Source organism: Streptomyces sp. NPDC056224, assembly GCF_042267665.1.
Lineage (GTDB): Bacteria > Actinomycetota > Actinomycetes > Streptomycetales > Streptomycetaceae > Streptomyces.
The window spans coordinates 137425-148370 of record NZ_JBHJTK010000017.1; the positions used below are offsets into that span (position 1 = coordinate 137425).

At 72.2% G+C, this 10946-nt stretch carries 9 protein-coding genes; 5 read left to right on the top strand and 4 right to left on the bottom strand.

The window, feature by feature from the left end; all coding sequences use genetic code 11:
- Window positions 1–27: 27 nt before the first annotated feature.
- Window positions 28–1443 (bottom strand): amino acid permease, encoded by a 1416-nt coding sequence (locus ACFCZ1_RS21165; RefSeq protein WP_376679806.1) that lies wholly within the window; start codon window positions 1441–1443, stop codon window positions 28–30.
- A gap of 170 nt (window positions 1444–1613) precedes the next feature.
- Between ACFCZ1_RS21165 and ACFCZ1_RS21170 the strand changes: the two genes are divergently transcribed.
- Entirely contained in the window at window positions 1614–2396 is a 783-nt protein-coding gene (locus ACFCZ1_RS21170; RefSeq protein WP_376679807.1) for an SDR family NAD(P)-dependent oxidoreductase, read from the top strand.
- 61 nt (window positions 2397–2457) lie between these two features.
- Here the strand turns inward: ACFCZ1_RS21170 and ACFCZ1_RS21175 are convergent, their stop codons facing one another.
- Window positions 2458–3855: an amino acid permease gene (locus tag ACFCZ1_RS21175; protein WP_376679808.1), complete on the bottom strand. Its 1398-nt coding sequence runs from the start codon at window positions 3853–3855 to the stop codon at window positions 2458–2460.
- Window positions 3856–4139: 284 nt separating this feature from the next.
- Here ACFCZ1_RS21175 and ACFCZ1_RS21180 point away from each other — a divergent pair, with 284 nt between their 5' ends.
- Window positions 4140–4724, top strand: coding sequence for a biotin transporter BioY (locus ACFCZ1_RS21180; protein ID WP_376679809.1), 585 nt, complete (start codon window positions 4140–4142; stop codon window positions 4722–4724).
- Between the two features lie 74 nt (window positions 4725–4798).
- Here the strand turns inward: ACFCZ1_RS21180 and ACFCZ1_RS21185 are convergent, their stop codons facing one another.
- The gene (locus ACFCZ1_RS21185) at window positions 4799–6235 is read right to left on the bottom strand and encodes an amino acid permease (protein WP_376679810.1); all 1437 of its coding nucleotides are present in this window, start codon (window positions 6233–6235) and stop codon (window positions 4799–4801) included.
- Between the two features lie 244 nt (window positions 6236–6479).
- On the opposite strand from ACFCZ1_RS21185, the gene ACFCZ1_RS21190 reads away from it, so the two are divergent.
- A complete protein-coding gene (locus ACFCZ1_RS21190) occupies window positions 6480–6965 on the top strand; it encodes a ribose-5-phosphate isomerase (protein WP_328925736.1) in 486 nt (161 codons plus the stop codon).
- Window positions 6966–7032: 67 nt separating this feature from the next.
- Window positions 7033–7839: an Fpg/Nei family DNA glycosylase gene (locus tag ACFCZ1_RS21195; RefSeq protein WP_376679811.1), complete on the top strand. Its 807-nt coding sequence runs from the start codon at window positions 7033–7035 to the stop codon at window positions 7837–7839.
- A gap of 55 nt (window positions 7840–7894) precedes the next feature.
- Here the strand turns inward: ACFCZ1_RS21195 and ACFCZ1_RS21200 are convergent, their stop codons facing one another.
- On the bottom strand, window positions 7895–9130 hold the full coding sequence (locus ACFCZ1_RS21200) for a GNAT family N-acetyltransferase (protein WP_376679812.1): 1236 nt from the start codon (window positions 9128–9130) through the stop codon (window positions 7895–7897).
- 129 nt (window positions 9131–9259) lie between these two features.
- Here ACFCZ1_RS21200 and ACFCZ1_RS21205 point away from each other — a divergent pair, with 129 nt between their 5' ends.
- Window positions 9260–10402: a PP2C family protein-serine/threonine phosphatase gene (locus tag ACFCZ1_RS21205; protein ID WP_376679813.1), complete on the top strand. Its 1143-nt coding sequence runs from the start codon at window positions 9260–9262 to the stop codon at window positions 10400–10402.
- The last annotated feature ends 544 nt before the right edge of the window (window positions 10403–10946 follow it).

Genomic DNA, 10946 nt, shown 5'->3' on the forward strand with positions numbered 1-10946 from the left:
CGGGGCCGTCCTGTCGTCGAGCGCGTGTCAGCGGGCAGCCGCCGCCCGGCGCTGCATCACGTATCCGGTCACCGCGAGGGCGACGGTGAGCCCGCCGGTGAAGATCACCTGGGTCCGGGTGTCCTCGCTCAGCGCCATCAGCGCCAGCACTCCGGCCACCCCGGCCAGCGCCACCCAGGTGAGGTACGGGAAGCCCCACATCCGCACGACCAGCTTCCCGGGGGCCTCGCGCTCCAGCCGGCGGCGCAGCGTGAACTGCGAGACGGCGATGAAGCCCCAGACGACGAGGATGACTCCGCCGACCATGTTCAGCAGCCAGGCGAACAGGGTGTCCGGGTACCAGTAGGACAGCAGCACGGTGACGAAGCCGAAGCCGCAGGAGGCGAGCACCGCCCGGCGCGGGACGCGGCCGGTCAGCTTGCCGAGCGCCCTCGGCCCCTGGCCGCGGGAGACCAGGGAGTAGGCCATGCGCGAGGACCCGTAGATGTTGGCGTTCATCGCGGAGAGCAGGGCGACCAGGATCACCACGTTCATGATCTCCCCGGCGGCCGGTATGCCCAGGTGGTCCAGGGTGGCGGCGTAGGGGCCGTCGGCGGCGACCGCCGGGTCGTTCCACGGGAGCAGGGTGACGATCACCAGCATGGAGCCGACGTAGACGATCGCGATCCGCCACATGGTGGTCTTCACGGCCCTGGCCACGCCCTGGACCGGGTTCTCGGACTCGGCGGCCGCGATGGTCACCGTCTCCAGCCCGCCGTACGCGACGACCGAGGCCAGCAGTCCGACCAGCAGGCCGTCCACCCCGTTGGGCAGGAACCCGCCGTCGTGCAGCAGGTTCGCGGCGCCGGGGGAGCCGGTGCCGGGCAGCGCGCCGAGGACGGCCAGCACGCCCAGGCCCAGGAAGAGCCCGATGGCTGCGATCTTGAGGGCGGAGAACCAGAACTCGAACTCGCCGAAGTTCGAGACCGCGGCCAGGTTGGACCCGCAGAAGAGCGCCATGAAGACCAGTACCCACATCCAGGAGTGGGTGCCCGGGAACCAGCCGGTCATGATGTGCGCCGCGCCGATGGCCTCGATGGCCACCCCCACGCACAGCAGCGTCCAGAACATCCAGCCCGCGGTGAACCCGGCCCAGGGGCCGATCGCCCGCTCGGCGTGGACGGAGAAGGAGCCGGACGCGGGATCGGCGGCGGACATCTCGCCGAGCATCCGCATCACGAACATCACCAGTACCCCGGAGGCGGCGTAGGCGAGCACGATCGAGGGGCCCGCGGCGGCGATGCCGGCGCCGGAACCGACGAAGAGTCCGGCGCCGATGACACCGCCGAGGGCGATCATCGAGAGGTGGCGCTGTTTGAGTCCGTTGCCGAGGGGCGATCCTGCGGCGTCGGTCCGCCCTGTTCCGGGGGATGTCAGGGTGCTGGTGCTGGTGCTGTGGCTCATCGGGGGTGTGCCTGTCCGGTGTGCGGGAAGGGGTGACGGGGCGCCCCAGTGTGCCGAGTGTCCGATCACCGGACGTTTCCTGTCCGATATTCGGACATCGGATTCACGGTTCGTGATCACGCCCGTACGCTCGCGGCGACGCCACAGAAACCGGATCGAGGGAGCCGCCGATGGACCTGACCGTGACAGCGCTTCCCGACACCGGCCGGGGCGTACTCGTCACCGGCGCCTCCCGCGGCATCGGCCGGGCGATCGCGGCCGCCTTCGCCCGGCAGGGCGACCGGGTCGCCGTGCACTGCTCCGCCCGACGGGCGGACGCGCAGGAGACCCTCGCCTCGCTGGAGGGGGAGGGACACGTACTGCTCGCAGCGGACCTCGCCGACCCGGCCGGGGTCGAGGCCCTGGCGGCCGGGGCGGACGAGGCGCTCGGCGGCGTGGACGTCCTGGTCAACAACGCCGCCGTGATGCTCGCCCACCCGCTGCCCGAAACCTCCTACGAGGACTGGCAGCAGGCCTGGCGGCGGACCGCCGAGGTGAACCTCTTCGGCGCCGCCAACCTGACCCACCGCGTCGCCCGCCGCATGATCGACGCGGGGCGCGAGGGACGCATCGTCAACGTCGGCTCGCGCGGCGCCTTCCGGGGCGAACCCGACCACCCCGCCTACGGCGCGACCAAGGCCGCGCTGCACGCCCTGGGCCAGTCGCTCGCCGTCTCCCTCGCCCCGCACGGCATCGCAGTCGCTTCCGTGGCACCCGGTTTCGTCGCCACTGAGCGCGTCGCCGGGCGGCTGGAGGGGCCCGAGGGCGCGGACATCCGGGCGCAGAGCCCCTTCGGCCGTGTCGCGGACCCGCGGGAGATCGCCTCCGCCGTGCTCTACCTGGCCTCCCCCGGCGCGGTCTGGAGCTCGGGCACGGTCCTCGATGTCAACGGGGCCTCGTACCTGCGCACCTGAGAACGGCCAGGGCCCCCGCGCGGGGGCCCTGGCCGTCATCGGCCCCGTGGCCGGTCCCCGTTCAGGCCCTGCGGGCCCGGAGCTCCCGCACCCACGCCACCGCGAGCACGAGGGCGGCAGCGCCGGACGACCACAGCAGCTGCGGCCGGGCCGAGTCGTCGAACAGCATCAGGACCAGCACCGTCGCCATGCCCAGCAGCGCCGCCCACGTCGCGTACGGGAACAGCCACATCGGCAGCGTCAGGCGCTCGGGCATGTCCCGCTCGATCACGCGGCGCAGCTTCAGTTGCGAGACGGCGATCAGCGCCCATACGAACAGCAGCACCGCGCCGACCGCGTTGAGCATGTAGAGGAAGATCGTGTCCGGCCACAGCAGGTTCAGCACCACCGACGCGAAGCCGAAGGCCACCGAGGCGAACACCGCGCGGCGCGGCACCCCGCCGCCCGAGACCTTCAGCAGCGCCGTCGGCGCCTCGCCGCGCTCGGCCAGCGAGAACACCATGCGCGAGGAGCCGTACAGGTTCGCGTTCAGCGCCGACAGCAGCGCCACGAACACGACGATGTTCATGATCTGGCCGGCCGCCGGGATGCCGATGGAGTCGAGGACGGCCACGTACGGGCTCGTCCCCGGCTTCAGCGAGTCCCACGGCAGCAGGGTCACGATGACCAGCATCGAGCCGACGTAGAAGAAGAGGATGCGCCACACCGCGCTGCGCACGGCGCGGGCCACGGAGCGGGCCGGGTCGTCCGACTCGGCCGCCGCGATGGTGACGACCTCCAGGCCGCCGAAGGCGAAGATGACCGCGAGCATGCCGGCGACGACCCCGGCGATGCCGGCCGGGAAGAAGCCGCCGTGGCCGGTGAGGTTGGCCGTGCCGACCGGGTCCGTGTCCGGGAGCACGCCGAAGATCGCGAGGGTGCCGAGGATCAGGAACAGCACGATCGCGCCGACCTTGAGGGCGGCGAACCAGAACTCGAACTCGCCGAAGTTCCGTACGGCGGTCAGGTTGGCCGCGGTGAAGACCACCATGAAGATCAGCACCCAGACCCACTGGTCGACCGACGGCACCCAGCCGTTCGCGATCTTCGCGGCGCCGGTCGCCTCCACGGCGAGCACCACGACCAGCAGGAACCAGTAGAGCCAGCCCGCCGAGAAGCCGGCCCAGCGGCCCAGGGCCTTCTCCGCGTAGACCGAGAAGGAGCCGGACGCGGGCATCGCGGCCGACATCTCGCCGAGCGCGCGCATCACCAGCATCGCGAGCACGCCCGCGAGCAGGTAGGAGCAGATGATCGCCGGACCGGCGATGCCGATGCCGGCGCCGGAGCCGACGAAGAGCCCGGCGCCGATCACGCCGCCGAGGCCCAGCATGGTCAGGTGGCGCTGCTTGAGGCTGTGACTGAGGGGTTCCGCGGGCAGGTCGCCCGTCAGGGGAGGAGCTTCGGGCAGGCGGTCGCGCATGAGGGGGTGCTCGTACTCTCGTTCGGCCCGGCGGCGGTGGGGCTCCGCATCAGGATTGGCGGGACCCTACAGTCTCACTGAGCGGCGGCCTTACGTGCAAAACGGACGTGCTGTCTGATCTGCCCCGTGACACGGATCACGCCGGCCGGGGTGTGGGTCAGGGTCTTTGTGCAGTCCCCACCAAACCGGGGAGTACGCCTTTGTGCCGGGCGGCGGTGGGGCGGCGCCGGACCGCGGACTAACGTCGGTGATCGTCCTGCCACCACGATCTTCCGGAGCCCCCGATGAGCACCGCTTCCGTCTCCTTCCGGCCCGGCGCCGTCCTCGCCGATCTGCTGCCCGCGAGCCGCGCCCGCGACATCGCGCTCGTCGTCGGCGGAGCCGCGCTCACCGGGCTCGCCGCGCAGATCTCCGTGCCCGTCCCCGGCTCCCCGGTCCCGGTCACGGGCCAGACCTTCGCGGCGCTGCTCGTCGGCACCGCGTTCGGAGCCCGCCGCGGCTTCCTCTCGCTCGGGCTGTACGCCCTCCTCGGCGCGGCCGGCGTGCCGTGGTTCGCGGCCGGCACCTCCGGGGCGGGCGGCGCCTCCTTCGGATACGTGCTCGGCATGCTGCTCGCCGCCACCCTCGTCGGAGCCCTCGCGCAGCGCGGCGCCGACCGCTCGGTGGCCCGTACGGCGGCCACGATGGTGCTCGGCTCCGCGGTGATCTACGCGGTGGGCGTGCCGTACCTGATGGCGGCCACCGGCATGTCCCTGAGCGCCGCCGTCGCGGCGGGCCTGACCCCGTTCCTGATCGGCGACGCGCTCAAGGCCGCCCTGGCGATGGGCGCCCTGCCGGCCGCCTGGAAGCTGGCGGGCCGCCGCGGCTGAGCGGCCGCGAACGCACCGGAGCCCGGCCCGCCTGTGAGGCGGGCCGGGCTCCGTCGTACGTGCGCGACCAGGGGTCAGCCCTGCAGCGCGGCCCGCTTGCGGCGGAAGTCCAGCACCACGCCGACGGCCACGACCAGGCCGGCGACCAGGGTGGACAGGGTGACCACCTCGCGGTTGGCGTCGTCCACGAACATGTAGCCGATCACGAACATGATCAGTGCGGCGGTGGCCCAGGTCAGCCACGGGAACAGCCACATCTTCACGGTCAGCTTCTCCGGGGCCTCGCGGACCAGGATCCCGCGCATCCTCAGCTGGGTGAAGCAGATCACCAGCCAGACGAAGAGTGCGATGGCACCCGAGGAGTTCAGCAGGAAGTTGAAGACCGTGTCCTTGAAGGCGTAGTTGAAGTAGACGGCGACGAAGCCGAAGACCGTGGAGCCCAGGATCGCGGCCACCGGAACGCCCCGGGAGTTGACCTTGGCGAACGCCTTCGGGGCGTCGCCGCGCTCACCGAGCGAGAAGGCCATGCGGGAGGCGGTGTAGAGGCCCGAGTTCAGGCAGGACAGCACGGCGGTCAGGACGATGACCTCCATGATCGTGCCGGCGTGTGCGATGCCGATCGAGTCGAGGGCGGCGACGTACGAGCCCTTCTCGGTGATCGACTTGTCGTTCCACGGGAGCAGCGTCAGCACGATGAAGATCGAGCCGAGGTAGAAGACGCCGATGCGCCAGATGACGGAGTTGGTGGCCTGGGTGACCGCCTTGCGGGGGTTCTCCGACTCGCCGGCCGCCAGCGTGACGATCTCGCTGCCCATGAAGGAGAAGACGACCATCAGCACACCGGTGAGGACCGCGCCGTAGCCGTTGGGGAAGAAGCCGCCCGCGTCGGTCAGGTGCGCGAAGCCCGCACCCGGGTTGTCGGAGCCCGGCAGCACGCCGAAGACGGCCAGCATGCCGATGATCACGAAGGCGCCGATGGCGACGACCTTGATGCCCGCGAACCAGAACTCGAACTCGCCGTAGGAGGCGACGGAGCCGAGGTTGGTGGCGGTCAGGACCGCCATCACGATCAGGGCCCAGGCCCACTGCGGGACGGCCGGGATCCAGCCTTCCAGGATCGAGGCGCCGGCGGTGGCCTCGACGGCCAGGACGACGACCCAGAAGAACCAGTACAGCCAGCCGATGGAGAAGCCGGCCCAGCGGCCGAGCGCGCGGTCGGCGTAGGCGGAGAAGGAGCCCGAGTTCGGGCTGGCGGCGGCCATCTCGCCCAGCATCCGCATCACGAAGACGACCATCGCGCCGACCAGCGCGTAGGAGATCAGGATGGCGGGGCCGGCCTTGGCGATGCCGCCACCGGAGCCGACGAAGAGGCCGGCGCCGATGACGCCGCCGATGGCGATCATGGACAGGTGGCGGTTCTTGAGACCGGCCTTCAGACCGTCGGAGGGCAGACCTTCACCGTTGCTTCCGGTGGGGTCGCCTTCCTTCTGAAGGGTCGTCGTGGAGCTCATGGACGGATCCTTAGGTTCTCGGGTTGCGAGCCCCGGCATTCAAACCTGAGATGAACGCAGGTGGAAGACCCCAATCCGGATCGTTGTGCAGGGACGAACATCCAGGACATCGGTCCGCCCTGTCCCATCTGCGCTCTTTGGGTTTACTTGAGCTTTAGAAGTGACTTACGCGACACTCCCCCTGCCTTCGGCGGGGGAACCCCCACCTGCGGGCCGCCGGGCCCGCTCGTGCCACACTCGTCCCATGCGCGTGTACCTCGGATCCGACCATGCCGGCTTTGAGCTCAAGAACCACCTGGTGGACTGGCTCAAGAACAACGGCCACGAGCCCGTCGACTGTGGGCCCCACATCTACGACGCGGTGGACGACTACCCGCCGTTCTGCCTCCGCGCCGCGGAGAAGACCGCCGCGGACGCCGACAGCCTCGGCATCGTGATCGGCGGCTCCGGCAACGGCGAGCAGATCGCCGCGAACAAGGTCAAGGGCGTCCGCGCCATCCTCGCCTGGAGCGTGGACACCGCGAAGCTCGGCCGCGAGCACAACAACGCCAACGTGATCTCCGTCGGCGGCCGGATGCACACGCAGGACGAGGCCGTCAGCTTCATCGAGGCCTTCCTGGCGACCCCGTACTCCGACGAGGAGCGCCACACGCGCCGCATCGAGATGCTCTCCGCCTACGAGCAGACCGGCGAGCTGCCCCCCATCCCGGCCCACCACCCGCAGGGCTGATCTTCCGCTTCGCCGTGCCGCCGGAGTCCCCGGCGGCACGGCCGTTTCCAGACGTAGGAGCAGTGCCGTGCCCGAGGGGCATACGATCCACCGCCTCGCCCAGGACCACACCGAGCGGTTCGCCGCCCGCCCGGTCCGGGTCAGCAGCCCGCAGGGCCGCTTCGCGGAGAGCGCGGCCCTGCTCGACGGGCGCGAGCTGGAGAGCGCCGAGGCGCACGGCAAGCACCTCTTCCTGGAGCTGGGCGACGCCTGGATCCACATCCACCTCGGCCTCTTCGGCAAGCTCGGCTTCGGCCCCGCCCCCGCGCCGCCCGCGACCGACACGGTCCGCCTGCGCCTGCTCAACGAGGAGCACCACGCCGATCTGCGCGGGCCCACCGCCTGCGCGCTGATCGGCGAGGGCGAGAAGAAGGCGATACACGACCGGCTCGGCCCCGACCCGCTGCGGCCCGCCGACGACCCGGACCGGGCCTGGAAGCGGATCTCCCGCTCCCGCACCACCGTCGCGGCCCTGCTGATGGACCAGAAGGTCGTCGCGGGCGTCGGCAACGTCTACCGCGCCGAGGTCCTCTTCCGGCACGGCATCGACCCGTACCGCCTGGGCAAGGACATCACCCGCGCCGAGTGGGACGCCATGTGGACGGACCTCGCCGCACTCATGCGCGAGGGCGTACGGAACAACCGGATCGACACCGTCCGCGACGAGCACCTGCCCGAGGCCATGGGCCGCCCGCCGCGGGTGGACGACCACGGCGGCGAGGTGTACGTCTACCGGAGGGCGAACATGCCCTGCCACATCTGCGGGGGCGAGATCCGCACCGCCGGTCTCGCCGCCCGCAACCTGTTCTGGTGCCCGGGCTGCCAGTCCCGCTAGCGCTGTGGCCGGAAAGGTTTGGCGACCCGGTGGACCTTGCCGGTCACAGCACTGGCTAGAAACCGTGCGGGAGCCAGGGGGCCACGTCTCCCGCGAAGGCCCGCGAGGCCTCGGCCAGGGCGCCCCCACGCAGCTCGCGCACGAGGCCCGCGGCCGCCAGTGAGGCGAGGGTGATCCCGCCCAGGTACGCCGAACCCAGCTCCCGCACCGACAGCGCCAGCTCCGGCGCCTCGTCGGTCCGCGTACAGGAGGCGGCGCCCTTCCCGTCGGCGGTCAGCCGCCACCGGCCGCCGTTCCACGGGCAGAACGCGTCCTCGACGTCCAGGACCACGTCCGCCGGGGCCCCGTACGTCCGTGCCTCCAGCGCCGCCGGCAGATCGACCAGCCGTACGTGCAGCGAGTCCCGCAGGCGCGGCCGCGACCGGCGGACATCGCTGACCAGGTGCAGCAGCGGGTCGTCCGCCGGCCGGGCCCTCGCCCGTACCGCCCACGTCAGGTCGATCTCGAAGAGGTAGCGCCACAGCGCCGCGTACGCCGCCGGATCCAGCGCGTCGAGGTCGCTCACCTCGACCTTGCCGTCCGAACCGATGTAGTCCCAGTCGGGCTTGACCCGGTAGCGGGCGTACCCGACCACCTCGCCGTCGTCCCGCTCGGCCACCACGCACTTCAGCGCCGACCCGCTCCCGCGCAACGCCGGCCCGTTCAGCAGCCCCAGCCGCTCCCAGCCCGGCTGCCGGGCCGGCATTCCGGGGCGCAGGGGGACCAGCGCCGCGTAGACCCGCTCGCACTCGGGCAGCGCCCGCTCCGGATCGACGAGGCGCAGCCGCACCTCGTCCGTCCCCGGCGGCGCGGTGAACCGTACCCGCGTCGTGTCGATGTCCACGGCCAGGGCGTACGTCGCCGTGCCGTAGCCGAAACGCCCGTAGATCGCCGGATCCGAGGCCGTCAGCACGGCGAGCGGTTCGCCACCCGCCCGGACGTCGTCCAGCTGCCGGCGCATCAGCGAGCTGAGCACCCCGCGCCGCCGGTGGGTGGGGGACACGCCCACCATCGTCACGCCGGCCGCCGGGACGATCGCCCCGCCGGGCACCGAGAGGCGGAAAGCGAAGGACCCGGCCGAGCCCACGCACGTGGCGCCGTCCCAGACTCCGAGCGAACGTTCCGTCTCCGTCAGCGACTTGTACAGCCTTCGCTCCTGAGGGGAATCGGGCACACCGCCGAACGCCAGTTCCAGGTGGTCGTACCAGACATCCCACTCATCAGCCTGTAATACACGCATCTCAAGAGCCATACGGTCATCCCTATCAGCGCATTCCCTCGCAGTCGACCTGTTTTCGGGCGCCCTTAAACCCCATGTCCGGGACCAGGTCCAGGGGTACCCCTGCGCATGCACAGCCGGGATGGATAGGGTCCCGATGCAATGGCCGGAGCACGCGTGGAATCTCTCATGGCCCGGATGCGCATGCTGTGGCACCGGGCGCGCACCGTCCTGCGCAAATCAGCCGTCGACTACTTCCGCGGCGACGCCTCGGACTGGCTCGCCTTCGCCGGCCTGCTGGCCACCGTCCCCGCCATCGCCTGCGGCACCCTGATGCTGCCCGTCTGGTTCTCGCCCTCGGCGCTGGTCCTGCCGATCGTGGCCGGCGGCCTGCTGCTGCGCCCCGCCAGCCTCCTCGCGCTGTACGCGGCCTCCGCGGCCGCCCTGATCGTCGAGGCCCTGGTGCTCGGCCCCTATACCCAGGGCCCGGCGCGGGTCACCCCCGGCACCGTCCTCGTCGTCGCGGCCTGCGGCTTCTTCGGACTCCTCATCGCCCAGTTCCGCAGCCGTGTCGGCGTGCCCTGGCGGCGCGGCGGCACCATGCTCTTCGACCTGCGCGAACGGATCCGCGTCCAGAGCAAGCTGCCGGCCCTGCCCCGCGGCTGGCACCGCGAGATGGCCCTGCGTCCGGCGGGCGGCCAGTCGTTCTCCGGTGACTTCGTCGTCGCGGCGCGCACCAACGGCGGCCGGACCCTGGAGCTCGTCCTGACCGACGTCTCCGGCAAAGGAATGGAGGCGGGCTCCCGGGCCCTGCTGCTCTCCGGCGCCTTCGGCGGCCTGCTCGGCGCGCTGCCGCCGCACGGCTTCCTGCCCGCCGCCAACGGCTACCTGCTCCGCCAGGACTGGGAGGAGGGCTTCGCCACCTCCATCCACCTCGTCCTGGACCTGGCGACCGGCGACTACGAACTCCTCTCCGCCGGCCACCTCCCCGCCCTCCAACTCTCCGCGGGCACCGGCCGCTGGCAGGAGAAGACCGGCGAGGGCCCGCTGCTCGGCGTCTACGACGGCGCCGAATTCACCCCCGCCCGCGGGAACCTCCGCCGGGGCGACGTCCTGATGCTCTTCACCGACGGCCTGGTCGAGACGGCCGACCGCGACATCAGCGAGGGCATCGACCGCCTCACCGGCGAAGCCGACCGCTACGTCGCCGCCGGCTGGGAGGGCGCCGCCTGGCACCTGATCGAAAAGGTCGCCAAGGACGTCAACGACGACCGCGCGCTACTCCTGATCCGCCGCTCCCCGTAGACCTGACGGGGGCGAGATCCGCCCCGCCCCCGCCCCTGCTCCGCGGCGACGTGACGGAATGCCGCACACCGTGGGGCCCCGGCGGACCGGGCGGCGGCACGGCGCGACGGCGCGACGGCGCGGGGCCCGGCACACGCCGACCCGGCCGCCCGCCTGGCCCGGCCGCCCGCCTGAGCGGCCGCCCGACCCGGGCGCCTGGTCCGCCCGCCCGTTCGACCCGCCCGGCCGCCCGACCGGCCCGGCAGCCTGCCCGCCCGACCCGGGCGCCCGGCCCGCCCGCTTGACCCGCCCGACCTGGCCGGCTGACCCGGCCGACCTGGCCGGCTGACCCGGCCGACCTGGCCGGCTGACCCGGCCGACCTGGCCGGCTGACCCGCCCGACCTGGCCGGCTGACCCGGCCGGGCGGCCAGGCCACCCGGCCGGGCGCTTGAGCTGCCAGGCCGACCCGCCTGGCCGCCTGACGCGGCCGCCCGACGACCCGGCCGCCCGTTCGACCCGGCCGTCCTGCCCGCCCTGCCCGCCCGGCTGGGTCAGGCGCCCGGC

Coding starts and splice junctions, on each gene's coding strand:
- ACFCZ1_RS21165 (WP_376679806.1), bottom strand. CDS start 1,443: ATGAGCCACAGCACCAGCACCAGCACCCTGACATCCCCCGGAACAGGG.
- ACFCZ1_RS21170 (WP_376679807.1), top strand. CDS start 1,614: ATGGACCTGACCGTGACAGCGCTTCCCGACACCGGCCGGGGCGTACTC.
- ACFCZ1_RS21175 (WP_376679808.1), bottom strand. CDS start 3,855: ATGCGCGACCGCCTGCCCGAAGCTCCTCCCCTGACGGGCGACCTGCCC.
- ACFCZ1_RS21180 (WP_376679809.1), top strand. CDS start 4,140: ATGAGCACCGCTTCCGTCTCCTTCCGGCCCGGCGCCGTCCTCGCCGAT.
- ACFCZ1_RS21185 (WP_376679810.1), bottom strand. CDS start 6,235: ATGAGCTCCACGACGACCCTTCAGAAGGAAGGCGACCCCACCGGAAGC.
- ACFCZ1_RS21190 (WP_328925736.1), top strand. CDS start 6,480: ATGCGCGTGTACCTCGGATCCGACCATGCCGGCTTTGAGCTCAAGAAC.
- ACFCZ1_RS21200 (WP_376679812.1), bottom strand. CDS start 9,130: ATGGCTCTTGAGATGCGTGTATTACAGGCTGATGAGTGGGATGTCTGG.
- ACFCZ1_RS21205 (WP_376679813.1), top strand. CDS start 9,260: ATGGCCGGAGCACGCGTGGAATCTCTCATGGCCCGGATGCGCATGCTG.